Source organism: Pantoea vagans, assembly GCF_001506165.1.
GTDB lineage: Bacteria > Pseudomonadota > Gammaproteobacteria > Enterobacterales > Enterobacteriaceae > Pantoea > Pantoea vagans_C.
In genome coordinates, this window is record NZ_CP011427.1 from 3,214,324 (window position 1) to 3,240,206 (window position 25,883).

At 55.7% G+C, this 25,883-nt stretch carries 21 protein-coding genes; 10 read left to right on the forward strand and 11 right to left on the reverse strand.

Annotated features, from left to right (window positions below; translation table 11 throughout):
• Nucleotides 1-86: 86 nt before the first annotated feature.
• The 6 genes from fhuB to hrpB all read right to left on the reverse strand — a co-directional run bounded on the left by fhuB (nt 87) and on the right by hrpB (nt 11,498).
• Complete coding sequence (gene fhuB, locus LK04_RS15060; RefSeq protein ID WP_039331338.1) at nt 87-2,063, reverse strand: Fe(3+)-hydroxamate ABC transporter permease FhuB; 1,977 nt, start codon at nt 2,061-2,063, stop codon at nt 87-89.
• Nucleotides 2,063-2,941 carry a Fe(3+)-hydroxamate ABC transporter substrate-binding protein FhuD gene (fhuD, locus tag LK04_RS15065; protein ID WP_039331248.1) on the reverse strand — a complete coding sequence of 293 codons (879 nt, stop codon included), beginning with the start codon at nt 2,939-2,941 and terminating at the stop codon, nt 2,063-2,065. The genes fhuB and fhuD overlap by 1 nt, the downstream gene beginning before the upstream one ends.
• 9 nt (nt 2,942-2,950) lie before the next feature.
• Nucleotides 2,951-3,745: a Fe3+-hydroxamate ABC transporter ATP-binding protein FhuC gene (gene fhuC, locus LK04_RS15070; protein WP_039331250.1), complete on the reverse strand. Its 795-nt coding sequence runs from the start codon at nt 3,743-3,745 to the stop codon at nt 2,951-2,953.
• A gap of 111 nt (nt 3,746-3,856) precedes the next feature.
• A complete protein-coding gene (gene fhuA, locus LK04_RS15075; protein ID WP_039331252.1) occupies nt 3,857-6,058 on the reverse strand; it encodes a ferrichrome porin FhuA in 2,202 nt (733 codons plus the stop codon).
• A gap of 213 nt (nt 6,059-6,271) precedes the next feature.
• On the reverse strand, nt 6,272-8,803 hold the full coding sequence (gene mrcB, locus LK04_RS15080; RefSeq protein WP_039331254.1) for a bifunctional glycosyl transferase/transpeptidase: 2,532 nt from the start codon (nt 8,801-8,803) through the stop codon (nt 6,272-6,274).
• Nucleotides 8,804-9,026: 223 nt separating this feature from the next.
• Nucleotides 9,027-11,498, reverse strand: a complete 2,472-nt coding sequence (gene hrpB / locus LK04_RS15085; protein WP_039331256.1) for an ATP-dependent helicase HrpB — start codon at nt 11,496-11,498, stop codon at nt 9,027-9,029.
• A 25-nt stretch (nt 11,499-11,523) separates the two neighbouring features.
• Here hrpB and thpR point away from each other — a divergent pair, with 25 nt between their 5' ends.
• The 9 genes from thpR to panD all read left to right on the forward strand — a co-directional run bounded on the left by thpR (nt 11,524) and on the right by panD (nt 18,598).
• Entirely contained in the window at nt 11,524-12,063 is a 540-nt protein-coding gene (gene thpR, locus LK04_RS15090; RefSeq protein ID WP_039331341.1) for an RNA 2',3'-cyclic phosphodiesterase, read from the forward strand.
• Entirely contained in the window at nt 12,064-12,768 is a 705-nt protein-coding gene (gene sfsA, locus LK04_RS15095) for a DNA/RNA nuclease SfsA (protein ID WP_039331258.1), read from the forward strand. It abuts the gene before it with no gap.
• 268 nt (nt 12,769-13,036) lie between these two features.
• Entirely contained in the window at nt 13,037-13,492 is a 456-nt protein-coding gene (gene dksA / locus LK04_RS15100) for an RNA polymerase-binding protein DksA (protein ID WP_039331260.1), read from the forward strand.
• A 70-nt stretch (nt 13,493-13,562) separates the two neighbouring features.
• Entirely contained in the window at nt 13,563-14,498 is a 936-nt protein-coding gene (gluQRS, locus tag LK04_RS15105) for a tRNA glutamyl-Q(34) synthetase GluQRS (protein WP_039331263.1), read from the forward strand.
• Between the two features lie 37 nt (nt 14,499-14,535).
• Entirely contained in the window at nt 14,536-15,948 is a 1,413-nt protein-coding gene (gene pcnB / locus LK04_RS15110) for a polynucleotide adenylyltransferase PcnB (RefSeq protein ID WP_231568858.1), read from the forward strand.
• A complete protein-coding gene (gene folK, locus LK04_RS15115; RefSeq protein WP_039331265.1) occupies nt 15,945-16,430 on the forward strand; it encodes a 2-amino-4-hydroxy-6-hydroxymethyldihydropteridine diphosphokinase in 486 nt (161 codons plus the stop codon). Before pcnB ends, folK begins: the two co-directional genes overlap by 4 nt.
• An 82-nt stretch (nt 16,431-16,512) precedes the next feature.
• Entirely contained in the window at nt 16,513-17,307 is a 795-nt protein-coding gene (panB, locus tag LK04_RS15120) for a 3-methyl-2-oxobutanoate hydroxymethyltransferase (protein WP_039331267.1), read from the forward strand.
• Between the two features lie 15 nt (nt 17,308-17,322).
• Nucleotides 17,323-18,177, forward strand: a complete 855-nt coding sequence (panC, locus tag LK04_RS15125) for a pantoate--beta-alanine ligase (protein ID WP_039331269.1) — start codon at nt 17,323-17,325, stop codon at nt 18,175-18,177.
• Between the two features lie 40 nt (nt 18,178-18,217).
• Nucleotides 18,218-18,598, forward strand: coding sequence for an aspartate 1-decarboxylase (panD, locus tag LK04_RS15130; RefSeq protein ID WP_034829560.1), 381 nt, complete (start codon nt 18,218-18,220; stop codon nt 18,596-18,598).
• A gap of 38 nt (nt 18,599-18,636) precedes the next feature.
• Here panD and LK04_RS15135 read toward each other — a convergent pair whose 3' ends face one another.
• The 4 genes from LK04_RS15135 to hpt all read right to left on the reverse strand — a co-directional run bounded on the left by LK04_RS15135 (nt 18,637) and on the right by hpt (nt 22,510).
• Nucleotides 18,637-19,650, reverse strand: coding sequence for an acyltransferase family protein (locus LK04_RS15135; protein WP_039331272.1), 1,014 nt, complete (start codon nt 19,648-19,650; stop codon nt 18,637-18,639).
• Nucleotides 19,651-20,048: 398 nt separating this feature from the next.
• Complete coding sequence (locus LK04_RS15140) at nt 20,049-20,819, reverse strand: ABC transporter permease (protein WP_034829563.1); 771 nt, start codon at nt 20,817-20,819, stop codon at nt 20,049-20,051.
• Nucleotides 20,816-21,739 carry an ABC transporter ATP-binding protein gene (locus LK04_RS15145; RefSeq protein WP_039331274.1) on the reverse strand — a complete coding sequence of 308 codons (924 nt, stop codon included), beginning with the start codon at nt 21,737-21,739 and terminating at the stop codon, nt 20,816-20,818. The genes LK04_RS15140 and LK04_RS15145 overlap by 4 nt, the downstream gene beginning before the upstream one ends.
• A 234-nt stretch (nt 21,740-21,973) precedes the next feature.
• The gene (gene hpt / locus LK04_RS15150) at nt 21,974-22,510 is read right to left on the reverse strand and encodes a hypoxanthine phosphoribosyltransferase (protein WP_039331277.1); all 537 of its coding nucleotides are present in this window, start codon (nt 22,508-22,510) and stop codon (nt 21,974-21,976) included.
• A gap of 166 nt (nt 22,511-22,676) precedes the next feature.
• On the opposite strand from hpt, the gene LK04_RS15155 reads away from it, so the two are divergent.
• The gene (locus tag LK04_RS15155; RefSeq protein WP_039331279.1) at nt 22,677-23,969 is read left to right on the forward strand and encodes a cystathionine gamma-synthase family protein; all 1,293 of its coding nucleotides are present in this window, start codon (nt 22,677-22,679) and stop codon (nt 23,967-23,969) included.
• A 106-nt stretch (nt 23,970-24,075) separates the two neighbouring features.
• Here the strand turns inward: LK04_RS15155 and cueO are convergent, their stop codons facing one another.
• Complete coding sequence (cueO, locus tag LK04_RS15160) at nt 24,076-25,707, reverse strand: multicopper oxidase CueO (protein ID WP_039331282.1); 1,632 nt, start codon at nt 25,705-25,707, stop codon at nt 24,076-24,078.
• Nucleotides 25,708-25,883: the final 176 nt, after the last annotated feature.

The following is a 25,883-nucleotide window of genomic DNA, read 5'->3' on the forward strand; positions in this document are numbered from 1 at the left end:
GCATTGGCAAGCATACATATAAGGGTGCCATATTTCGTAGGGTGCGCATTCATGCGCACTGGTTAGAAATGCGCACCCTATTTATGTTATGCGCGGCGTAACAACCAAATAAAATAGGGCGCACCGAAGAAGGTGGCCATCAGCCCTGCCGGGATTTGATCCGGAAACGCCAGCATTCTGCCGCACCAGTCGGCAAACACCATTAAACCTCCCCCCAGCAAACCTGCCATCAGCACTTGCGGTAGCGCACGACGGAACCCCAGCATACGCACAATATGCGGTGCCATCAGGCCGACAAAACTGAGTGGCCCAATGGTCAGCGTGGCCGTGGCAGTCAAGGCCGCCGCCAGCAACAGCAGGCTCAATCGCGATCCCGTTAACGCCATGCCTGCCGACCGTGCCGTGGCACTGCCCAGCGGCAGCAGCGTTAGCCAGCGGCTGGCCAGAGGTGCCAGAGCAATCAAAATCATCCCCACTACCGCGCTTTGTACCGCCTGCTCAAGACTGATGTTGTAGGTCGAGCCTGAAATCCATGTCAGCAAGCCACTCATACGTGGATCACCGCTGGCCATCAGCACCATTAACAGGGTGACAAAGGCACTGTTCAGCGCCATGCCCGCCAGCAGCATACGTTCGGGCGAGAAGCCACCTCGACTGGCCACCAGCATGATGATCAGCAGCGTCAGGGCGGCTCCCAACGCACCTGCAGGCAGCAACCACGCCACCGCATCACCGGGCACAAAGAACATCATCACCACGGCACCGCATGCTGCCCCTGAGCTAATGCCTAACACTTCCGGGCTCGCCATTGGGTTACCGGTGAGACGCTGAATCAACGCGCCCGCCACGCCCAGCATCATCCCGACTACCAGCGCGGCCAGCACGCGCGGCACACGCCACGGCAGCAGCTGATGCAACATCTCGCCGCTGACCCACGTCCAGCTGTGCGCATCGCGGCCAAACGTCAGAGCGACAGCGCCCAACAGCGCCAGCATCGCCACGCCAAACAGACACCAGCGCACGACGTTTTGCCGCTCCGCCGGGACCTTATCCCCCATGTTCATCGCCGGGGGGACTGAACCGGTGCGCAAGCGCGGCAACAACCACAGCAGAATCGGCACGCCAATCAGCGCCGTCGCAGTGCCAGTTGAAACCTCACGCCAGTGGCTGGTGAGCCACAGCACACACTGATCGGCCAACCACAGCAGCAGCGCACCAATCAGTGGTGCGAGTAGCATGCGGCTTAACAAGCGACGGCCTCCCAGCATTTTCGCCAGCAGCGGGGCAAACAGACCGATAAAGCCAATGATGCCCGCCACATTTACCAGCTGCGCACTGAGCAGAATCGCCAGTGCCAGCGCACCGATACGCGCCGCTGACAGTGCCAGGCCAAGATTTTTCGCCACGCCATCGTCCAGCCCCATCAGGGTCAATGGACGTAACAGCGCCAGCGCCACCACAAAGGCCAGCAGCAGGCGCGGCCACAACATTGCCACGTTGTGCCCATCCATCTGATTCAACGCGCCCGTGCTCCACAAGAACATGTTCAGCAGCTGATCATGATTGAAGATGGCAAAGATTTGATTCACTGAACCGGCATAGAGGCTGAGCACCAGCCCGGCAAGGATCAGCGTCACAGGTGACAAACGTTTTCCCCACGCGACACCAAACACCAGCACACCGACCAGCACCGCACCGCCCATCGCCGCAAATTGTTGCGTCAGTTCCCCACCCGGCAGATGCCAAAGCGTGGCGACGGTGATGCCCAGCTGTGCGCCCGACGACACGCCAAGCGTGGTGGGTTCCGCCAGCGGATTACGCAGCACCTGCTGGAACAGCAAGCCCGCTAAGCCGAGGCCCGCCCCGACCAGCAGCGCCAGCGCAAGACGCGATAGCAGACTGTGGTGAAACACCACTTGCTGGATATTGTTGATGTCTGGCGCAATGATCGCCTGTGTCCACTGTGCCGTTGGCAGTGCTTCACTCAGGTTGATATAGGTTAACGCCAGTGCCAGTAAACACAGGCTACTCAGCAGCGCGACAGGAAAAAGACGATGGCGCATCATTGCGACTCCAGCGCGTGTTCCAGCACGCGAATAAACTTCAGCGCCGAATAGGTCGCGCCGTAATACCACACTGCAGGCACGCGCTGGAAACGGCCAGCACGGATAAACGGCAGCGCCTGCCACAGTGCCGTTTTCATCACGCGCTGCATATCGCGCTCGTTATCGTGATCGAAGCAAATGACCTGCACGTCGCCCACGTTTGCCAAACGTTCAAGCCCGACTACCGCGCTGCCCCAGAAGTTGGTTTCACCGTGCCAGGCGTTGGTCAGACCGAGGATCTCCATCACTTCCAGGAACAGGCTGTTGGCACCAAAGGTAATGGCGTGACGGCTGTCCATCAGTGACATCAATAATATCGGGCGACTCGCCCAGGGTTTAAGACGCTCACGCGCCGCCGCGAGCTGCTCGTCGAGGTACTGCAGATGCTGCACCGCTTGCTCTTCTCGCCCCAGCCGTGCGCCCAGTGCATGCAACGAATTGCGTGCCGTGGTTAACGGTTTACCGTCACCGCTGTTGAGATCAAACCCCATAGTGGGCGCAATGCGTTGCAGCTTATCCAGCGCCGGACCGTAGCCGTTGGAATGCAAAATCAGTGAAGGTTGCAGCTGCGTCATCAACTCCAGATTGGGTTCGGTACGCAAGCCAAGATCGATGGTGTTAGCGGGCAGCTGCGGCTCGCCCACCCAAATCCTGTAGTTACGCACATCGGCCACACCCAGCGGTGCCACGCCGAGCGCCATCATCAATTCAACGGGTAACCATTCCAGCGCCAGAATCCTTTGCAGATCGGGCTGAGACGCGCGCAAGGGCGCTACATTCATCAGGGGCGAAAGTGCCAGCGCCGTCAGTAAGCGACGACGGGAAATGTCAAACATGGCGAGGCCTCAGTAAACGAAACTGACGGGCGCACCGCCCTGGGGATGAGGCAAAATGCCCATCGGAATCCCGTAGATATTGCCCAGCACATCGGCCTGCATAATCACCTCGGGTCCACCCTCGGCAATCATCTCACCGCCGCGCAATGCCACCAGACGATCGCAGTAACGCGCTGCCATGTTGATGTCGTGCAGTACCGCGATCACCGTTAACCCGCGCTCACGGCTCAGGCGCTGAATCAATGCCAGCACATCAACCTGATGGGCGATATCCAGCGCAGAGGTCGGTTCATCCAGCAGCAGACAACGGCTGTTTTGCGCCACCAGCATCGCTAACCAGGCACGCTGACGCTCGCCGCCAGACAGGCTGTCCACCAGCCGTCCCGCGAAAGGTTTCAACCCCACCAGCGTAATCGCCTCTTCCACGCGGTCACGGTCTTCCTGGCCATAACGCCCTAGCGCGCCATGCCAGGGATAACGACCAATCGCCACCAGTTCGCGCACCGTCATGCCTTCCGCAGCAGGTAGCTGTTGCGGTAAATACGCCACCTGACGCGCAAAATCTTTGCTGCCCCAGTGATCGACCGCCTCGTCATTCAACAGCACCCGGCCTTCACTCGCCGCATGATGACGCCCAAGCATTTTCAACAGCGTGGATTTACCCGAACCGTTATGGCCAATCAGCGCCGTGACTTTGCCCGGTGCGAAGGTCAGCGAGAGGGGATGCAACAGCGTGCGCCCTGGCACACGAAAGCTGACGTTATCCAGCGTGAAGGTGGTTTCTGCGTGGTGCGGATGCTGCATGGTAATCCCTGGGTTGATTAATTCATTGCACATCGAATTCTGTAGGGGCGGCTCATGAGCCGCCTCTTGGTCAGCCTGAGGGCGGCCTGAAGGCCACCCCAACTCTTGTGGTTAGAAACGGAAGGTCGCCGTACCGACGATCTGACGCTCAGCGCCCCAGTAGCAAGCGTAATCACGGTAGCAGCTGGCAACGTATTCACGGTCGAACAGGTTGTTGATGTTCACACCCACGGTTGAACCCGGCAGGCCGAAACGACCGAGGTCATATTTCAGCGCTGCGTCCACTGTGGTGTAACTCGCCACCGCAAAGTTCTGATTGGCGTTATCTCCGCTTGCGTACAAGCCTTGGCTTTCACCGACATAACGCACACCTGCACCCAAGGTCACACCAGACAACGCCGTCTCATGGAAGGTGTAATCACCCCATAGCGATGCCATATGCTTCGGCACCTGAACCGGCGTTCTGCCCTTCAGCAGCGTGTCTTCGGTGTATTCCGCGTCGGTGTAAGTGTAAGACGCCGTCATGTTGATGTTGGCGTTCAAGGCCGCTTTCGCTTCCAGCTCAACACCGCGCGAACGAATTTCACCGCTCTGTACGCTGAAGTTAATATTGTTCGGGTCTGGCGTCAGGTTCTTGGTTTTGGTCAGCTGATAGATCGCCCCCGTAATCACAATTGGACGATCTTTCGGAACGTATTTCACCCCAGCTTCATACTGCTTCGCACGGGAAGGATCGAAGGTTTCACCGCTGGCTGTGGTACCCGCCGTTGGGATAAACGATTCGCTGTAGCTGAAGTACGGCGCAATACCGTTATCAAAGACGTAGTTCAAACCGCCACGCCAGGTGAAGGCCTGGTCATGGTTCTTCTCTTCGGTGTTGCCATTGCGATTCAGTGCTGAAGTCATCGCATAATCGTAACGGCCACCTAAGGTCAGCACCCAGCGGTTCCACTCCATCTGATCTTGGGTGTAGAGACCGGTTTGCTCTTGACGATTCAGATACTGATAAGGGAATGGCGTACCAATGATGGCATCGTTACCGTACTGAGGATTAATCGCACTGATTGGGGAGGCTGAGCCAAACGCCGCATCAATATCATTACGGGTGCGCTGATAATCCACCCCCATCAGCAGAGTATGATCCACCGCACCGGTGCCAAATTTAGCCTGTGCCTGAGTATCTACCGCAAATTGATTCAGTTTCTCATCAGAAACCGCTGAACCACGGGTAATTTCATTAGTCGCGGAGTTAAAGCCATTACCGTAAATACTGCGATAATTGGTTCTTAAATCCGCATAGCGCAGATTCTGGCGCACTGTCCAGGTGTCGTTAAAGCTGTGCTCGAAGTTGTAGCCCACCATCTTGGTGTTACGCGAGATCTTGTTGCTGTCTTCGCCTTCATCAAAATTGGTCGGCAACTTATAGCTGCTGCCATCCGGACGCGTGATCCCTACAACCGTGCCCTGACGTGGCAGCCAGCCGTAATAACCGGTTTCAGGCTCGTTCTGGAAATAGGTCAGCAGATCAAAACGGGTATTGGCATCTGGCCGCCAGCTGAACGAAGGTGCGATGGTGTAACGCTTCTCTTTGTTCATCTCCTGCTGTGCATCGGCGCTGCGGGCTAAGCCGGTCAGTCGATAGCTGTAAACGCCGTCATCATCCAGCGAACCACCAAAATCGAAACCGGTTGAGAACAGGTTGTCGGTGCCCATCTGGAACTGCACTTCGCGCAGCGTTTCCTGCGTCGGTCGCTTGCTCACCAGCGACACCACGCCGCCAGGGTTACTTTTGCCGTACAGGACAGAAACCGGACCACGCAGCAGTTCGGCGCGCTCCAGGAAGTAAGGATCGATAGCGAACTCAGAGTAGTTATCACCCTGCAATTTCAGGCCATCAAGATATTGGTTGGTGTTGGTTTCACTGAAGCCGCGAATCGACAGTGCATCGATTACATCAGAGCTGCCACGGTTGCCGGTCAACACACCAGGCGTGTAGTTGAACGCGCCTTTAACGCTGGTGACGGCATGCATTGCCATCTCTTCCTGCGTCACCACCGACACAGACTGCGGGTTCTTCTCAATCGGGGTATCGGTTTTGGTGCCGGTCGCACTGTGCTTGGCGGCAATGGTCGGTGCCGGGCCCCACGCGCTTTCCTGCGCGACGGTGTTACCGCCATTGGCAGTGACCACCACGGTATCTTCTGCCAGCGCCTGTGCGCTCAGCGTGCCCAGCGTTAAAGAAATCAATAAAGCGAGCGGACGACGGGAAGTCGCAGCACGTGCAGAACAAGGATTGGAATTTCGCGCATTCATAAAAGGATCTCTCAAAAAAGGGAACAATGCAGGCGAATGAAAACGAGAATGATTATTAGACGCACGGATTTTAGGCGAAGTTCGGCAAGATCCGCAAGATGTAATGCCTGATGGCGGTGCGTTTGCGACCAGATCGTGCATGTCCATGATCGCGATTAATAAATTGCAGACACGAAAAAGGGCGCCGAAGCGCCCTGTGATTTACACAGCTAACTACTTGCTGCCAAACATATCCTTGATCCAACCCGCTACGCCGTCAGCGTCTTTCTGCTCATCCTGCGGCTGTTGCTGTGGTTGCTGCTGTTGTTGCTGCTGGACCTGTTGCTGTTGAATTTGCTGTTGCTGCTGTTGGCAAAGCGCATTGGCATCCAGTGTCCACACCGGCATTGAACGCCAGGTGCTGCTGCCCGAACCGCAAACAAAGTTACCGGCAGAATCGACGTTCATCTGCGTGATATCTTCTGGCGGGGTCAGTTGCAGTGGCATCGGTGCCTGGTTATCGAGATAGCGACGATAAATCTGCATCGCACCGCTCGCACCATACAGCTTCGAGCTTTGGTTGTTGTCGCGGCCCACCCAGGTGATCGCCACTTCTTTGCCATCGATACCAGCAAACCAGCTGTCGATCAGGTCATTGGTGGTACCGGTTTTCCCGGCCAGATGGGCATTCGGGTAACGCGCACCAATCGCCCGCGCTGTACCGTGATCCACCACCTGCTGCATACCGTACAAGGTCAGATACGCCGCCTGCGCCGGCTCGACACGCTGGGCCTGCGGGAAGCTCTGATACAACACCGTGCCATCTTCTGCGATCACCGAACGCACCGCTGACAGATCGGCACGGTTACCGCCGCTGGCAATCGACTGGAACGCCTGAGCCGCTTCAATCGGCGTCAGGTTCAGCGCACCCAGCAACATGGCTGGCACCGGGTTGAGCTGATCTTTACCCACGCCCAGCTTGGTCCAGGTATCGACAACCGAAGCCAGCCCCAGCGTCATCCCCAGGTTTACGGTCGGGACGTTCATTGAGTTGGTGAGTGCATCCACCAGCATCACTTTTCCGCTGAAACGCTTATCGTCATTCATCGGCTTCCAGACAGAACCGTTTGGCTGCTTCAGCGCAATCGGTTCATCTGCCAGCCAGGTGTTGAGACGATAGCTGTTCGGCTGACTCAACGCAGTGAGATAGGTTGCTGGCTTAGCCAGTGAACCAATCGAGCGACGCGCTTGCAGTGCACGGTTGTAACCCGCAAACTGCGGGTCGGCACCACCGACCATGGCGCGCACTTCGCCGCTGAAGCGGTCCACCACCACCATCGCCGTTTCCAGGTCCTTCAGACCACGCTGTTTTTTCAGCGCTGGAATACCTTCTTCCACCGCCTTTTCAGCCGCATCCTGTGAGATCGGATCCAGTGTGGTGAAGATCTTCACGCCGGACATATCTTTCACTTTATCGCCCAGCTTGGCCTGCAGTTCGTTGCGTACCATCTGCATAAACGCAGGCTGAGGGGTGATCACTCCCCCTTTCGGCTGCACACCCAGCGGACGTGCCGAGAGCATGTCGTACAGCTCCTGGTCGATGACGTTCTGCTGTTGCAGCAGGCGCAGTACCAGATTACGACGCTCCAGCGCCAGTTTCGGGTTGCGCCACGGGTTATACAGCGAAGCCCCTTTCACCATGCCGACCAGCATCGCCTGCTGATCGAGGCTCAGTTCATCCACCGGACGCCCGAAGTAGTACAGACTCGCCAGCGGGAAGCCACGGATCTGATCGTTACCCGCCTGGCCGAGGTAAACCTCGTTGAGGTAAAGCTCAAGGATGCGATCTTTGCTGTAACGCGCATCCATGATCACGGCCATGTAGGCTTCACGCGCTTTACGCCACAGTGAACGCTCGTTGGTGAGGAACAGGTTTTTCACCAGCTGTTGCGTCAAGGTACTGCCGCCCTGCACCGCTTTACCCGCCGTGATGTTGGCAAGGAACGCACGGCCAATCGAGTAAGGGCTGATGCCATCATGCTCGTAGAAGTGGCGGTCTTCGGTGGCAATCAGCGTGCTGACCAGCAAATCAGGGAAGCCCGCTCGCGGCACAAACAGACGCTGCTCACCGTTCGGTGACTGCAACATGGTGATCAAACGCGGATCGAGGCGGAAGAAGCCAAAATCACGTCCGGTATCGAGGTTTTTAATCTCGCTCAGTTCGTTATTGCTGAACGTCAGACGCGCATTGATTTGCCCCTCTTTGCTGTCCGGGAAATCAAACGGACGACGCAGCAGGTCAATGGTATTGCCTTTAACACTGAACTCACCCGGACGGGTAATGCGCGACACTTCGCGATACTGCGTGCCTTCCAGCAGCGCAATCATCTCTTTTTTGTCGTACGACATCCCCGGTTCAAGGCTTACCATACGGCCGTAAACGGCGGCAGGCAGTTGCCACACTTTACCGTCGATGCGGCTGCGGATTTCTGAGTCGAGATAGACGCCCCAGGCAGCCATCACCACAACAAAGACCAGGAAGAGCTTGATCAGCCAGCCTAACCAACGACGTTTGCCGCGTGGCGGACGTTTTCCTTTACCTTTACCTTTTGCTGGCACCGGCGCACTCTCCTCATCATCTTCGTCAAAATCGTCCTGATCGATATCATCATCAAGTTCCCTGCGGCGACCCCGACGCGCAGTGCTGCGCGGCGGCTTTGGCGCTTTTCCTTTACGCCCAATAGGTTCGCGATCGTTCCCAGACATGCTTTTATTCTCCAGGCATAGCTACGGCTGCGGCCGTTACTCTATATACTTCATACTTCGATTTGCAGGTGCGTTGGCTGCTCTCGCTCACCCGAATCACTTAAATAAGTAAGCTCATCGGGATTCTCTCGTTTACCGCCTTCCTGCAAATCGAATTATTTAGTCTACAACTGCTTTCTCGTGCTGCGCATGGCAGAACCCTCTGAATTCGATCCACAGAGTGTCACGATGAAAATTTCTTGGTTCGCCTTGTCGGCAAGGCTTTGGCCGGATCGTCGGGCCAGAGATGTTTGGGATAGCGCCCTTTCATCTCTTTCTGCACCTCAGGCCAGGCACCTCGCCAGAACGCCGCGAGATCACGGGTGATCTGCAACGGACGCTGTGCCGGTGAAAGCAACTCCAGTACCAGCGGAATACGCCCTTCGGCCACCGCGGGATTTTGTGCCTCACCAAACATCTCCTGAATGCGCACTGCCAGCGCAGGGGGTTTATCCAGCGCGTAACGGATGGGCAGGCGACTTCCGGTCGGCACAGTGTAATGAGTTGGCAGCACAGTATCCAGCCGCTGACGTTGTGACCATGTCAGCAAATGTAATAATGCACTGACAAGACTGACGCTTTGCAGGCTTTTGAGATCGCGCACCGCGCCCATCTCCGGCAGCAGCCAACGCTCAAGTGAATCGAGTAGCGTTTCGTCGTCCAGCTGCGGCCACGCCTCTTCAGGCAGCCATTCAGCCGCACAGTATAAGCGCAGACGCAGCTGTTCCGCTTCCGGTGTCCAGCCGAGTACTGAGAGCCCTTTTTCGCGGATCCAGCGCAACATCGCCGGATGTAAAATATCCGCTTCGGGGCGCGCCTGCGGTTGCGCTTTTAGGACCAGCGAACCCACGAGTTCCCGCTTCCACGCACGCAGTGTGCCCTTCTCTTCGTCCCATTCCACATCAATACGTTGTGTCACCAGGGCCGGACATTGCTGGCGCAGATGCACCATATCCACCGGCAACGCCATCAGGATGCGCGCATCGGCGGCGCTGGCACCTTGCAGCAACATAGGGGCAATCAGCCATTCATTTCGACTCAGGCCATCCTGTTCATCCAGCATCGCGCCAAGGCCATTTGCCAGTTGATAGCGGGCACTGTCGCCGCGACGCAGCGCCAGACGGTCGGCAAACCCCGCCACCAGTAACGCCGGAAACAGATCGGGATTGACCTTGCCACCGCTGGCATTCAGCCGTTGCTGCCACTGGCGAGCGCGGCGCTGCCAGTGCGGCTGTGGTCGATTGAGCGCATCTCGCAGATCGGCGCTGCCACTGCGTGGGGGATCTTCCAGAATCGCGACCAGCAAGGCCGCACTGGCAATCGCATCACTGTCTTGCGCGGCACTTAATATCGCAGTCAAGCGCGGATCGCTGCCCAGCGCCGCCATTTTCCTTCCACGCGCATTCAGTTTGTCGCCTTCCAGCGCGCCTAAGTGGGTCAGCAACGTACTGGCCGCGCGTAAGCTGCGCACGGGCGGCGCATCCAGCCAACGCAGTTGCGACGCATCCTGGCAGCCCCACTGCAGTAAATCGATGTGCAACGAGGCGAGATCGCTGTTGAGTATTTCCGGCTCACTTTGTGCGGCGGCACGCATCGCTTGCTCTTGCGGCAATAAATGCAGGCAGATACCCGGTTCAAGACGACCGGCGCGTCCGGCGCGCTGCGTCATGGAGGCCTGGCTAATGCGCTGTGTTTGCAGCCGCGTGACGCCGCTGCGCACGTCGAACTGCGCCGAGCGTTCGAGTGCGCTATCCACCACTAACCGGATGCCTTCAATGGTCAAACTGGTTTCGGCGATATTGGTGGCAAGCACCACTTTACGCCGACCCGCAGGTGAAGGCAGGATGGCGCGACGCTGCGCCTCCAGCGATAACGCGCCATATAAAGGAGAGAGATCAACATCTTCACCAATGCGTGACGCCAGTTCACGCTTCACACGCTCAATCTCGGCCACACCGGGCAGAAAAAGCAGCAGTGAACCGGATTCTTCCCGCAGCAGTTGCGCCACTTCACGCGCCACCGCTTCTTCAAAACGTTGCTGCGTATTGAGCGAGGCATAGCGCCGTGTGACAGGATAACTACGCCCCTCAGAGGCGATAAAGGGGGCATCAGGCAGCAGTTGACGCAGGCGTTCATTATCCAGGGTCGCGGACATCAGCAAAATTTTCAGGTCATCACGCAACCCTTGCTGCACATCCAGCAGCAAGGCCAACGCTAAATCGGCCTGCAAACTGCGTTCATGGAATTCATCGAGGATCACCAGCGATACGCCTTCCAGCATCGGATCGCGTTGCAACATGCGCGTCAGAATGCCTTCCGTCACCACTTCAAGGCGCGTGTTGGGACCACAGCAGTTTTCACCGCGCATGCGGTAACCCACGGTTTCCCCCGGCTGTTCACCCAGCCCTTCTGCCAGCCGTTGTGCAACGTTGCGTGCCGCCAGACGGCGGGGCTCCAGCATGATAATCCGCCCCGGCAACCGTGCTTTTTGCAACAATTGCAACGGCAGCCAGGTGGACTTCCCCGCCCCGGTAGGTGCCGCTAACAAGACCTGCGGCGACTGCGCCAACGCCTCCAGCAATGCGGGTAGCACCTCGCTGACCGGTAATTCACTCACACTCAACTCCCACTGCGCCTGTGCTAAGATGGCGCGCATTGTAGCACTCAACGGCAACTCCATCATGACCACGCAACGTCTGTTCTTTGCCCTCGAACTGCCCGATCCGCTCCAGCAACAGCTGGTACAGTGGCGGGCGGAGAACTTTGCTGAAGAGGCGGGAAAACCGGTGGTTGCTGCGAATCTGCACCTGACGCTGGCGTTTCTGGGAGAAGTGAGCCGCGAAACCTCACAGCAGTTGCAGCAGCTTGCCGCGCGTATTGCTCAGCCTGGCTTTCATCTCGATATCGATGATGCAGGACACTGGCCTCGCCCCGGCGTAGTCTGGCTCGGCTGTCAGCGTGCACCACGCGGTTTATTACAGCTAGCGAGTTTGTTGCGTGCCCAAGCCGCGCGTCATGGCTGTGCGCAAAGTGCGCAGCCTTTTCATCCGCATATCACACTGCTGCGGCACGCTACACATAAGGTGGCCCTGCCTGCGCGCGGTTTCCACTGGCGTCTGGATGTCAGTCACTTCGCGCTGTTTTCATCAACCTTTAGTCAGGGTCGCACACGCTATCGACGGCTGGCCCGCTGGCCACTGTTAACCCCCCCAGGAGCATGAATGCAGTTTGAGCCCCCCTTAAAACCCGCCCGTTTAATCGCCCGTTATAAACGCTTTCTGGCAGACGTGGTCACACCTGAGGGTGAAACCTTGACGATCCACTGTGCCAACACGGGTGCGATGACCGGTTGCGCCACGCCAGGGGATACGGTGTGGTACTCCACCTCAAACAGCACCACGCGCAAGTACCCGCACAGCTGGGAATTGACCGAGACCCAGCAAGGTCACTGGATCTGTGTTAACACTCTGCGCGCAAATCAACTGGTGCGTGAGGCGTTAACCCTTGACGCGATTCCAGAATTATCCGCTTACAGCCACTGCCAACCCGAAGTGAAATACGGTACGGAAAAAAGCCGAATTGACTTCCTGCTGCAAGCGGAAGGGAGATCAAACTGCTATATTGAAGTCAAGTCCGTCACCCTTTTACAGCAGGGTAAAGGCTATTTTCCGGATGCGGTGACGACTCGAGGACAGAAGCATCTGCGCGAACTCAGCACCATCGTGGCAGAAGGTCATCGGGCCGTTTTATTGTTTGCGGTTCTGCACTCGGGGATTGAGGACGTCTCCCCGGCGCGCCATATTGACGCACACTACGCAGAACTACTGGAACAGGCGCAGCGCTGCGGTGTCGAAGTGTTAGCGTATCAGGCTCAGCTATCACCCGCTCAAATGTTACTCACTCGCACACTGAAAGTAGCAGTTTGAACAGAGTTGTAATATTTATAACAATTTGCTGTGATAGGAATGTGCTGGTCGGTGCGCTGATTACGCGGTTATTCAGAGGCTTGTCAAGGTGTGAACAGGAATAATTGCCAACCTTGACTGCTTCTGTTATTTATAGCGGCCTGTTTTTTTCCCTAATGGGAATCAATAAACCCTAAAAAGTTTGAGTTGCAGGCAGTAAGTGATTGAACACAGCAAAACATGCGACTTGAAACATAACGGGTAGTGCGTGTTATCCAGGAGAAGCAACATGCAAGAAGGGCAAAACCGTAAAACATCGTCCCTGAGTATCCTCGCCATTGCTGGTGTGGAGCCGTATCAGGTGAAACCGGGCGAAGAGTACATGAACGACGCCCAACTGAGCCATTTCCGCAAAATTCTGGAAGCCTGGCGCAACCAACTGCGTGATGAAGTCGACCGCACTGTGTCGCACATGCAGGACGAAGCGGCTAACTTCCCGGATCCGGTAGACCGTGCCGCGCAGGAAGAAGAGTTCAGCCTGGAATTACGTAACCGCGATCGTGAGCGTAAATTGATCAAAAAGATCGAGAAAACGCTGAAGAAAGTGGATGACGAAGATTTCGGCTACTGTGATTCCTGTGGTGTAGAAATTGGTATTCGTCGCCTTGAAGCGCGCCCAACCGCCGATCTTTGCATTGACTGCAAAACGCTGGCTGAAATCCGCGAGAAGCAGATGGCAGGCTAATGGCCGTGAGCAGACTGTCGCCGCACAGCCGGGAAAACCACTGTTTTCCCGACGTGCGGTACACTTCAAAATGACCGCTTCAACTTCTTCCTGTATTGGGCGTTTCGCTCCCTCTCCTTCTGGTGATTTGCACTTTGGTTCGCTGATAGCTGCGCTAGGCAGTTACCTGAGCGCGCGCGCGCAGCAAGGTCAATGGCTGGTGCGTATTGAAGATATCGATCCGCCGCGTGAAGTTGCGGGTGCTGCAACGCGTATCCTCCAGCAACTTGAACATTACGGCCTGCAGTGGGATGGCGAAGTGCTCTGGCAATCGCAACGCCATGATGCCTACCGCGCCGCACTGAGCTGGCTGCAGCAACATCGTCAGAGCTATTTTTGCACCTGCACGCGCAGCCGTATTCAGCAGATTGGTGGCTTGTACGATGGCCACTGCCGCAACTTGCATTTACCCGCAGAGAACGCGGCATTAAGGTTACGCCAGCATGCGCCTGTGTTCAGCTTTCACGATCGCCTGCGCGGCCACTTAGCTGCTGATACACAGTTGGCGCAGGAAGATTTTATTATCCATCGGCGGGATGGGCTGTTTGCCTATAACCTGGCGGTGGTGGTGGATGACCATTTTCAGGGCGTGACGGAAATTGTGCGTGGCGCGGATTTAATTGAGCCTACGGTGCGTCAAATTGCGCTTTATCAACAGTTTGACTGGCCAGTGCCGCAATACTTGCATCTGCCTTTGGCCGTCAATACAGACGGCAACAAGCTGTCGAAGCAGAATCATGCACCTGCCTTACCTACAGGGGATCCGCGTCCTGTGTTGGTGCAGGCGCTGCGCTTACTCGGTCAGCCTGTGATGCAGAGCTGGCAAGATTTATCGTTACCTCAGTTACTGACGCATGCTGTTGCGCAGTGGAGTATCCAACTGATCCCACAGCAGAACGCGCTAATGCCTGATGAAGCGACATCGCCATTCCTAAATGGTTCGCAACAGGCTATGATTAGCCGCTGATTTATTAACACCCATTTTCTCACTGTCGAGGTGTCCCATTTTTACCCGAGTCGCTAATTTTTGCCGGAGAGTCCTCAAGCGTGACGAGGAGGTGCCTGAAGAGGTGGAAACCGAGAGTCTGATGACCGTCATTCCCCGTGAAAGCCACAACATCTCACGCAAAGATATCAGCGAAAACGCCCTTAAAGTGCTGTATCGCCTGAATAAAGCCGGTTTCGAAGCATACCTGGTTGGCGGTGGCGTGCGTGATTTACTGCTGGGTAAAAAGCCGAAAGACTTTGATATCACCACCAACGCCACACCAGAGCAGATGCGCAAATTGTTCCGCAACTGCCGCCTGGTCGGTCGTCGTTTCCGCCTGGCCCACGTGATGTTTGGTCCGGAAGTGATCGAAGTGGCGACCTTCCGTGGTCACCATCAGGAAGAGAGTGAAGAGGATCGCAACAGCTCACAGCGCGGTCAGAATGGCATGCTGCTGCGTGATAACATTTTCGGCAGCATTGAAGATGATGCCCAGCGCCGCGATCTCACCATCAACAGCCTCTACTACAGTGTGGCGGATTTCACCGTCCGTGATTACGTGGGTGGTTTACAGGATCTTGAGGATGGCGTGATTCGCCTGATTGGCGATCCAGAAACCCGTTATCGCGAAGACCCGGTGCGCATGCTGCGCGTGGTGCGTTTCGCCGCCAAGCTGGAAATGCGCATTGCCGCTGAAACTGCCGAGCCGATTCCACGCCTGGCCACGCTGTTAAACGATATTCCGCCTGCGCGTATGTTTGAGGAGTCCCTCAAACTGCTGCAAGCCGGTTACGGTCTACGCACCTATCAGATGATGCGTGAATATCAGTTGTTCCAGCCGCTGTTCCCGATGCTGACGCGCGGTTTCACGGCCGAGAGCGACAGCTTGATGGAACGCATGCTGATTCAGGTGCTGAAGAACACGGACAACCGCATTCAGAATGATATGCGCGTCAATCCTGCCTTCCTGTTTGCCGCGATGTTCTGGTATCCACAGTTAGAGTCGGCAGAGCGTATTGCACAGGAGAGCGGGCTGACCTACTACGATGCGTTCGCCCTCTCGATGAATGAAACGCTGGATGAAGCCTGCCGCGCGCTGGCGATTCCGAAGCGCATCACCACGCTGATCCGTGATATCTGGCAGCTACAACTGCGCATGTCGCGCCGTCACGGCAAACGTGCATGGAAGCTGATGGAGCATCCAAAATTCCGTGCCGCGTATGATTTGCTGGCACTGCGTGCTGACGTGGAAAATAACCGCGAACTGCAGAGTCTTACCCACTGGTGGGGCGAGTTCCAGGCGGCGGCACCTGTGCAGCAGAAAAATATGATGACCACGCTGGGCGACGATCCGGCTCCACGCCGTAAACCGCGCCGCCCTCGCCGCCGTCCAACCGGTCCGCGTCGTGATACGAACAGCCCATCATGATCCGCGTTTATCTCGCACTCGGCAGTAATCTGGCCGATCCGCTGCATCAGGTTGATGCAGCGCTCGCCGCGCTCGATGCCCTTCCACACACCTCGCGCGTGGTGACCTCTTCGCTGTATCGTACCCCCCCTTACGGCCCGCCGGACCAGCCCGACTACCTGAATGCCGTCGTCGCGCTGGATACGTTGCTGGAAGCGGAAGCGTTGCTGGATCACACGCAACGCATTGAGCTGGAGCACGGCCGGGTTCGCAAAGCCGAGCGTTGGGGTCCGCGCACGCTCGATCTCGATATCATGCTGTATGGCCAGCAGACGATCCACACCCCGCGTCTCACCGTGCCGCATTACGATATGCACAACCGCGCATTTATGCTGGTGCCGCTGTTAGAGATCGCCCCTGCGCTGCGTCTGCCTAATGGTCAGCCGCTGGCCGGGATCCTGGCCACGCTCGATCGCAGCGCCATTCGTCCGTGGAATGTCTAGCCTGTAATAATCGCACTGTGTTCGTATCGCCTTTCCAGCCAATCCAGTAAACTGCGCGCATCTGAAAACGCTGGAGAGCGCGATGAAACCAACCACCATCTCCCATTTACGCCAGTTGAAAGCCAGTGGCCGCAAATTTGCCACCCTGACGGCTTACGATTTCAGCTTTGCCCGCCTGTTTGCCGATGAAGGCATTCAGGTGATGCTGATTGGCGACTCCCTCGGCATGACCGTGCAAGGTCATGAATCCACCCTGCCCGTGACCGTGGCAGATATCGCCTATCACACTGCCGCCGTGCGCCGTGGTGCGCCACAGGCGCTGGTGATGGCCGACTTACCCTTTATGAGTTACGCCACGCCACAGCAAACCTTTGATAACGCCGCACAGTTGATGCGTGCCGGTGCCAATATGGTGAAGCTGGAAGGCGGAGAGTGGCTGGCTGACACCGTGCGTATGCTGACGGAACGTGCCGTGCCGGTGTGCGGTCACCTTGGCCTGACGCCGCAATCCGTCAATATATTTGGTGGCTACAAGGTGCAGGGCCGTGACGAAGCGGGCGCAGAGCGTGTGCTGGCCGACGCGCTGGCACTGGAAGCGGCGGGCGCACAGCTGATGGTGCTGGAGTGTGTCCCCGTCGCGCTGGCGGCGCGCGTCACCCAGGCGTTAAGCATTCCGGTGATCGGCATTGGTGCCGGTAACGTCACCGATGGCCAGATTCTGGTGATGCACGACGCCTTTGGCATTACTGGCGGCCACATCCCTAAATTCGCCAAAAACTTCCTCGCGGAAACCGGCGACATTCGCGCGGCCATCCGCCAGTATATTGCCGACGTTGAGGCGGGCGTTTATCCTGCCGCCGAACACAGTTTCCAGTAAATCAGGAGATTTGCAGTGTTGATTATTGAATCGCTGCCGATGCTGCGCCGTGAAATTCGTCGCTGGCGGCAGGAAGGCAAACGTATCGCGCTGGTGCCCACCATGGGCAACCTGCATGACGGCCACCTCACCCTGGTGGACGAAGCGCGCGAACGGGCCGATATCGTGGTGGTGTCGATTTTCGTCAACCCGATGCAGTTTGAACGCGCCGATGACCTGGCGCGCTATCCGCGCACCTTGCAGGATGACTGCGAGAAGCTTAATCGCCATAGCGTAGATCTGGTTTTCGCACCGGCACCAGCGGATGTCTATCCCAAAGGGCTGGATAGCCAGACCTTTGTGGAAGTGCCGGGCTTATCTTCGCTTCTGGAAGGGGCGAGCCGTCCGGGGCATTTCCGCGGCGTCTCTACCATCGTGAGCAAACTGTTCAACCTGGTGCAGCCCGACATTGCCTGCTTCGGCGAGAAGGATTTCCAGCAGTTGGCGATTATCCGCAAGATGGTGGCCGATATGGGCTTCGACATCGAGATTGTTGGTGTGCCTACCGTGCGCGCGAATGATGGCCTGGCGTTGAGCTCGCGCAACGGCTATCTCACCGCTGAAGAGCGCGCTATCGCCGCCGGTCTGAGCCAGGTGATGAACAACATGGCAGCGCGCCTGAGCAACGGTGAACGCCATGTGGATGAGATTATCGAAAACGCCGAAGCCGCCTTGCAGGAGAAAGGATTCCGCCCTGACGGTTTGGCGATTTGTGATGCCGACAATCTGCAGCCGCTGACCGTAGACAGTCAGCGTGCCGTGATTCTGATGGCCGCATGGCTGGGCAATGCGCGCCTGATTGATAATCAGCAAGTGGATCTGACGGAGTAATTTCCGTTATTTATTAGAAGCTAACCAGGATTCTGTCGCTATGATTCGTACCGTACTTCAGGGCAAGCTGCATCGCGTGAAAGTCACTCAGGCAGATTTGCACTATGAAGGCTCCTGCGCCATTGACCAGGATTTTCTCGATGCCTCCGGCATTCTGCAATATGAAGCCATCGACATCTATAACGTCACCAATGGTCAACGTTTCTCGACCTACGCGATTGCCGCTGAGCGCGGCTCTAAAATCATCTCCGTGAACGGTGCCGCCGCGCGTTGCGCCTGCGAAGGCGATATCATGATCATCTGCTCGTATGTGCAGGTGGAGGATGAAGTCGCTCGCAGCTGGCAACCGAAAGTCGCCTATTTCGAAGGTGATAACGAGATGAAACGCATCGCCAAAGCGTTACCAGTGCAGGTCGCCTGATAACAACGGAACCTCTGTTCAGAGGTTCCGCCCTTTCCTCACACCGGCTTTACGATCTTTACCCTTGGTTGAGACTTCAGGGTAAACAGGAAGTTGAACCAACCGCGCTGGCGCAACAGGCACAGCGTCCAGGGGAAGATCATCGCCGCAATAAACGCCAGCACAAACAACAGGTCGTAAACCCAAAGCGACTGGGTATGCAGCTTGACGATTTTGCTAAAGAACTGAATCACCAAATAATGCGACAGGTAAAATACGATGGAATTGACGCCCACGTAATGCACCAGCCGTGAATTGAGTTTCAGCGATATCCAGACAAACACCGGAATCGATAACAGCGCCAATGCGGCAAGCAGAACGTGTGATGGCGGGCGCTCACTCAGCAGGTTGAGGCACACGAACAGCACCACGCTGGCAAAAGAGAGCAGCACCAGCAGCGTATTTTCAGCCAGTTTCGGCACATCATACTGCTTACGAACCAGCTGATCGCCCACGTAGAAGAAAATAAACAAGTTAACGGATTTATTGATGTGCGCATTATCGAAGCTGGCAAACATGCCATCCGCACTGAATTCAGGTAAGAAATAACTCAGCAGTAAACACGCGGGAATCACCAGCCAAAACGGCATTTGCCGTACCACAATGATGGCGAGGAAGAAAAAGAACAGTGAATGTAGGAACCAGGTGATATCACCGCCGCCGCTCAGATGCATAGCAATAACATGCAAGGGAGATTGCGGGTTATTCGCCATCGAGCTAAATAAGATTTTTAAGCCGCCATACACCACTACCCAGACGGCAAAGGGATATAAGATTGTCTGGACTTTGTTATTGATAAATGGTCCGAGTCCTTTCCGTAATCCGGCATCAACAAATAATCCCGACACAAAAAATACTAAGCCAAGAAATACTGGTATTAACAACGGATCCAGTACTGAGATCAGCGGTGCGAAGTGCCCAACATTGCCATTTACCGCAATAACGCAGTGCAGCAGAATAACAACAAGTACACCTATACCTCGCAGATTATCCACCCACGTTATCCGATTCATATTTTCCCCTGCCTGACAAAGATAATAAGAGCCATCTCTTTAAACAAACAGAGTGGCGCATTTGTTATGCGTTGCTGTGTGGTTGTGTAGCCTGAAAACAATAAGCAAGGCAATATTCTAATTACGGGGAATTAATGACAAGTTCAAAATTCTGCTTAAGCCCTGACAATTCCTTAACGCCTTGTAGATTAAGTAGTTACATTGCATCGTCATGACATTTATCAGAAAAAGTCGCAAAATATCAAAAAAGGTAAACAATGATTTAATATATATAAATTAATTCGCTGGCGCTGATTAATTTGGAATTTATCTTAAAGTGTACTTTGGAAGAAATGAATATATCACTATTCCAAAAACAAAAAATGCAGCCGTAGCTGCATTTTTAATAGCGGATGTGACTAGGTACGTAAGCCGCGTCCACGCTGAATCAGCGCATACACCAATACGTAAAACACCACGATAAACGCAATCAGCACCGACAAGGTGAACACCAGTGGCACATCATTAATGCCGAGAAAACCGTAGCGGAAACCGCTGATCATATACACCACCGGGTTCAGCTTCGACACCGCCTGCCAGAAAGGTGGCAGCAACGTCAGCGAATAGAACACCCCGCCCAGATAGGTCAACGGTGTTAACACGAAGGTCGGAATCAAACTGATATCGTCAAAGGTGCGCGCAAACACCGCATTCAGCAGACCCGCCAGCGAGAACAGAATCGCGGTCAGCAGCAGCGTCAGGGCCACCATCGACCAGGAATGCACGTGGAATGGCACAAAGAACAGTGAAATGGCGGTCACCAAAATCCCGACACACACGCCACGCGCCACGCCACCACCCACATAACCGGCAATGATAATATGCGTCGGCACCGGTGCCACCAGCAGCTCTTCAATATTGCGCTGGAATTTAGCGCTAAAGAACGATGAGGCTACGTTGGCATAGGCATTGGTGATCACCGCCATCATGATCAGGCCCGGTACGATAAACTGCATATAGCTAAAGCCATGCATATCACCAATACGTGAACCAATCAGATTACCAAAAATAATAAAATAGAGCGTCATGGTGATCACCGGCGGCACCAGCGTCTGAATCCAGATGCGTGCAAAGCGGTTGATCTCCTTGGCCCAGATACTCTTCAGTGCCACCCAGTAAAGATGTGTCATGCTTTTGCTCCTTTTCCCTGGGTCAGGCTGACGAACAGCTCTTCAAGGCGGTTCGCTTTATTACGCATACTCAACACCTGCACGCCCTGCGCGCTCAGTTGGCTGAACACGCTATTCAGACCCTGCTCACGCATCACTTCCACTTCCAGCGTAGAGGTATCCACCAGACGATACTGGAAACCTTCCAGCTGCGGCAGCGGGCTACGCGGCGCAAGATCCAGAATGAAGGTTTCTGATTGCAGCTTCGACAGCAGACCTTTCATCGAGGTGTTTTCCACCAGTTCGCCGCTCTGAATAATGCCGATGTTACGGCACAGCATTTCGGCCTCTTCCAGATAGTGAGTGGTGAGAATAATGGTGGTGCCTTTGATATTGAGATCTTTCAGGAAGGTCCACATCGAGCGGCGCAGTTCAATATCCACGCCAGCGGTGGGTTCGTCGAGGATCAGCAGCTTTGGCTCATGCATCAGTGCACGCGCAATCATCAGACGACGCTTCATGCCGCCCGAAAGCATACGCGCACGCTCGTTGCGTTTACCCCATAGATCGAGCTGGTTGAGGTATTTCTCGGCGCGCTTGTTGGCCTCACTGCGCTCTACGCCGTAGTAACCAGCCTGATTCACCACAATCTGCATCACGGTTTCAAACGGGTTAAAGTTGAATTCCTGTGGCACCAAACCGAGCTGGCGCTTGGCGTTGACCACATCTTTTTCCAGGTCATAACCAAATACGCGCACGCTGCCACCGGATTTATTCACCAGTGAACTGATAATGCCGATGGTGGTGGATTTACCCGCGCCATTCGGCCCGAGCAGTGCGTAAAAATCGCCAGCCTCTACGTTGAGATCCAGCTTCTTCAGCGCCTGTACGCCGCCGGGATAGGTTTTGGTCAGCCCGGAAAGTTCCAGTGCATAAGTCATTGCGAATCCATACCCTGTTGTAGTGACATCAAAGCCCTATGAAATGATAGTGCGCTCACAGCGAGCGTGCGGGGTTATTCAGAGATAATAAGTGAAAAATCAAAGATGAAGCGCCCGCCACACTTTACCACTCTGCTTGTCGCAGGGGAACGCGAGCATAGCCCGTAAGTCAGTGACTCGCGGGCTGCGCATCTTATCGCAGGCTAAAGGGATTAGCCTTGGAAGATTGTGCGGTTATTCACCGGTTGGGATAACTTTGCCGATGTACGGCAAATGGCGATAGCGTTGCGCGTAGTCGATACCAAAGCCTACAACGAACTCATCTGGAATGGTGAAGCCAACGTATTCAACGGTCACTTCGACTTCGCGGCGCTCGGGTTTATCTAGCAGGGTGCAGATGGCCAGTGATTTTGGCTCACGCAGACGCAAGATTTCACGCACTTTGCTTAGCGTGTTTCCGGAGTCGATGATGTCTTCCACGATCAACACATCTTTGCCACGAATATCTTCGTCGAGATCTTTAAGGATCTTCACATCGCGGGTGGATGACATACCGCTGCCGTAGCTGGACGCGGTCATAAAATCGACTTCGTGCGGCACATCAATCGCGCGACACAGATCGGCCATAAACATAAAGGAACCGCGCAGCAGGCCCACTAAAACCATTTCGCTGCCGCTGCTGCGGTAGTGTTCGCTTATCTGCTTGCCCAGTTCGGCAATACGGGTTGCGATCTCCTGCTCAGAGATCATCACGTCGACGGTGTGTTTCATTGCATTCGCCTGGTTAAGGTTTTTCAGAAAGCCACGAAGTCTATCATAGTCGAACCAACCTCTAACGCGGCGCACAGAACGCAAACGATACCGTGGCAAAATTTATTGCTCTGACCTTAACTACAGGAAACTTCCCGCCCTCTCACCGGTGACCTCTGGAGATCTTATGGCCGCTTCATCCAGTAAAAAAACGCAGATTAGCACCCACGATCTGCATCCGGAAACGCAAATGCTGAACTATGGCTACGATCCGCGGCTGTCCGAGGGCGCGGTGAAACCGCCGGTGTTTCTCACCTCCACCTTTGTGTTTAACAGCGCCGAAGAGGGGCAGGATTTCTTTGATTACGTGGCCGGACGTAAACAGCCGCCGGAAGGCAAAAGCGGCGGGCTGGTCTATTCGCGCTTTAACCATCCCAACAGTGAAATCGTCGAAGATCGGCTAGCGATCTATGAAGGTGCCGAGAGCGCCGCCCTGTTCTCATCCGGCATGTCAGCGATCGCCACCACGCTGCTGGCCTTCGCCCGCCCCGGAGAAGTGATATTGCATTCACAGCCGCTGTACGGCGGCACCGAAACGCTGTTAAGCAAAACCCTGCACGACCTTGAGATCAAGGCCGTGGGTTTCAGCGATGGCACCGATGAAGACAAAGTGTATGAGGCCGCCAAACTGGCATGGCAGCGCGGTCGGGTGGCGCTGATTCTGATTGAAACGCCCGCCAATCCCACCAACAGTCTGGTCGACATTCAATTGATGAAACAGGTGGCAGATGTCATCACGCAACAGCAAGGATCGCGGCCGATTCTGGCCTGTGATAACACCCTGCTTGGCCCCCTGTTCCAGCATCCGCTGCAGCACGGCGCAGACTTATCGCTCTACTCGTTGACCAAGTATGTCGGCGGCCATTCAGATTTGATTGCAGGGGCAGTGCTTGGCAACAAAGCCTTGGTAGGCAAAGTGCGATCGCTGCGCAGCGCCATTGGCACGCAGCTTGATCCCCATTCCAGCTGGATGATTGGTCGTTCGCTGGAAACGCTGTCGTTGAGGATGGAAAAAGCCGCCAGCAATGCGGAAAAAGTCGCGGCCTATTTGCGCGATCATGAGCAGGTGGAGAAACTGCACTGGCTGCCTTATCTCGATGAAAGCAGCCCAGCCGGCGAGACTTATCAACGTCAGTGCAGCGGTGCGGGTTCAACCTTTTCCTTTGATATTAAAGGCGGACAACCGGCGGCCTTCCGTTTTCTCAATGCGTTGGAGCTGTTTAAGTTGGCGGTGAGTTTGGGTGGCACTGAATCGCTCGCCAGCCATCCGGGCAGCACCACCCACTCGGGCGTGCCGCAGGAGGTGCGACAGCGCATTGGCATTACGGATGCCACGGTACGATTGTCGATTGGTATCGAGCACGCCGAGGATCTGATCGAAGATATCCGGCTGGCGCTGGAGGCGGCTCAATCAGCGTAATCTTTTCCAGTGCGCATCAATGCGCACCCTACGGTAAATCACACCGATTTTCGTAGGGTCGCCATTTATGGCGACCGAGACGTGCGCAATGATGAAACGGTGTTAGTTAACTGACCGTAAACCCGAGCATCATGCCGGTATCTTCATGCTCCAACAGATGACAGTGGGCCATATAGGCATTATCGGCATTAGCGACATAGTTGAACTGCACCAGCACTTCGCTGCGCCAGCCGTTGACGCTGACCATATCTTTCCAGCCGGCACGATGCGCTGCAGGCGGCTTGCCGTTTTCTGACAGAATGCGGAACTGTGCGCCATGAATATGGAAAGGATGCAGCATCGCGTCGCCCTCGCCGGAAATCGTCCACTTCTCCAGCTTGCCCAGTTCGGCATTAAACATCGGCTTGGTCATGTTGAATGCCTGACCGTTGATTTTATTGCCGTTATGGAAATCGTATCCAGCGGTTTTGCTCTCGCTGCCGTGGTCCATCGGCTTACTGCCATGGTCCATCTTCATCGCGCCGCCACTCATGTCCATACTGCCATGGTCCATTTTCATCGCGCCGTCACCCATGTCCATGCTGCCATGGTCCATCTTCATGTCGCCCATGGCTTTATGGCCGTAACGATCCATCAACGCCTGCATCCCTTGTTGATCCAACTGCGGGTCCATCATCAGCTGCAGCCAGCGGTTTTGCACCCCTTCGGCTGAAGGTAATGGCGGCAGATCCACCAGCTTATCCGGCAGGGAACCGCTCGCCATCACGCGCAGTGGCAAGATCTGCACCAGCGGCAAAGGCTGATCAAACGGGGCCAGCGTCATACCCATTTGTGTCACCGGCAGCGTCACCATATCGAAGGTTTTGCCATCGGAAGTATCAATCATCACTTCAAAGCGCTCACCCGGCAGCAACGGCAGGTGGTCAACCTTCACCGGCTCCGCCAGTAACCCACCATCGCTGGCAATGACATACATTGCACGGCGATCGCTGGTGGCGATATCCAGCGATCGCGCATTACAACCATTGAGTAACCGCAGACGTAACCAGCCGCGCGGCACTGCCTGCTGCGGATACTGCACGCCGTTGGTCAGCATCATGTCGCCAAACCAGCCCACCGCCGCACGCATGATATCGAGTTGATAATCGATGCGAGCGCCATCTTTGGTCAATTGTTTGTCCTGGAAAATCAACGGGACATCGTCTTCGCCCCACTGCATCGGCAGGCGCAATTTGCCAGAGTCTTCATCCTCGAGCAGCACCAAGCCCGCTAATCCTTGCGCCACCTGATAGCCGGTTTTGCCATGCTGATGGGGATGGAACCAGCACGTTGCGGCGGGCTGGTCTGGGGTGAAAGTCACTTGTCGTGATGCACCAGGCGCGATCACCGCCTGCGGGCCGCCATCCACGTCGCCGGGTATTTCCAGCCCATGCCAGTGCACCGTGGTGCCTTCAGCCAGGCGGTTATGAATATTGACGGTCACCGCTTTCTCACGCTGCAAGCGCAGTGCTGGACCAAGCAGATTACCGTTGTAGCCCCAGGTGGGGACCGCTTTGCCGTTCCATTGGCTGGTGCCGCTCATCGCCGTGAGCGTGTACTGCCCGTGGGCATCAGGCTGTAAAATAGAGGGAATCGGTAAGAGCGGGCGCGTAGCCGCCATTAGCGAGCGACTCCACAGCGGCAGCGCACCCGCAGCGCTGAGCGCAGCGGTCAACTTTAGAAAATGACGACGTTGCATATTCTTATCCTTGTCGTGAATAAGGGCACAGCGTAAACCTTTCCCCTGTGGGAGGGTCAAGCCCTGAAACAGAATGCACTGATAAAAACCGTGGGAATGGCCCATTTCGGCAAATTTAGCGGAATCCCTGCAATAACTGTGCTAACGTCAATAAATTGTCCCTTGTTGAGAATGAT

Coding starts and splice junctions, on each gene's coding strand:
- fhuB (WP_039331338.1), bottom strand. CDS start 2,063: ATGCGCCATCGTCTTTTTCCTGTCGCGCTGCTGAGTAGCCTGTGTTTA.
- fhuD (WP_039331248.1), bottom strand. CDS start 2,941: ATGTTTGACATTTCCCGTCGTCGCTTACTGACGGCGCTGGCACTTTCG.
- fhuC (WP_039331250.1), bottom strand. CDS start 3,745: ATGCAGCATCCGCACCACGCAGAAACCACCTTCACGCTGGATAACGTC.
- fhuA (WP_039331252.1), bottom strand. CDS start 6,058: ATGAATGCGCGAAATTCCAATCCTTGTTCTGCACGTGCTGCGACTTCC.
- mrcB (WP_039331254.1), bottom strand. CDS start 8,803: ATGTCTGGGAACGATCGCGAACCTATTGGGCGTAAAGGAAAAGCGCCA.
- hrpB (WP_039331256.1), bottom strand. CDS start 11,498: ATGCGCGCCATCTTAGCACAGGCGCAGTGGGAGTTGAGTGTGAGTGAA.
- thpR (WP_039331341.1), top strand. CDS start 11,524: ATGACCACGCAACGTCTGTTCTTTGCCCTCGAACTGCCCGATCCGCTC.
- sfsA (WP_039331258.1), top strand. CDS start 12,064: ATGCAGTTTGAGCCCCCCTTAAAACCCGCCCGTTTAATCGCCCGTTAT.
- dksA (WP_039331260.1), top strand. CDS start 13,037: ATGCAAGAAGGGCAAAACCGTAAAACATCGTCCCTGAGTATCCTCGCC.
- gluQRS (WP_039331263.1), top strand. CDS start 13,563: ATGACCGCTTCAACTTCTTCCTGTATTGGGCGTTTCGCTCCCTCTCCT.
- folK (WP_039331265.1), top strand. CDS start 15,945: ATGATCCGCGTTTATCTCGCACTCGGCAGTAATCTGGCCGATCCGCTG.
- panB (WP_039331267.1), top strand. CDS start 16,513: ATGAAACCAACCACCATCTCCCATTTACGCCAGTTGAAAGCCAGTGGC.
- panD (WP_034829560.1), top strand. CDS start 18,218: ATGATTCGTACCGTACTTCAGGGCAAGCTGCATCGCGTGAAAGTCACT.
- LK04_RS15135 (WP_039331272.1), bottom strand. CDS start 19,650: ATGAATCGGATAACGTGGGTGGATAATCTGCGAGGTATAGGTGTACTT.
- LK04_RS15140 (WP_034829563.1), bottom strand. CDS start 20,819: ATGACACATCTTTACTGGGTGGCACTGAAGAGTATCTGGGCCAAGGAG.
- LK04_RS15145 (WP_039331274.1), bottom strand. CDS start 21,739: ATGACTTATGCACTGGAACTTTCCGGGCTGACCAAAACCTATCCCGGC.
- hpt (WP_039331277.1), bottom strand. CDS start 22,510: ATGAAACACACCGTCGACGTGATGATCTCTGAGCAGGAGATCGCAACC.
- LK04_RS15155 (WP_039331279.1), top strand. CDS start 22,677: ATGGCCGCTTCATCCAGTAAAAAAACGCAGATTAGCACCCACGATCTG.
- cueO (WP_039331282.1), bottom strand. CDS start 25,707: ATGCAACGTCGTCATTTTCTAAAGTTGACCGCTGCGCTCAGCGCTGCG.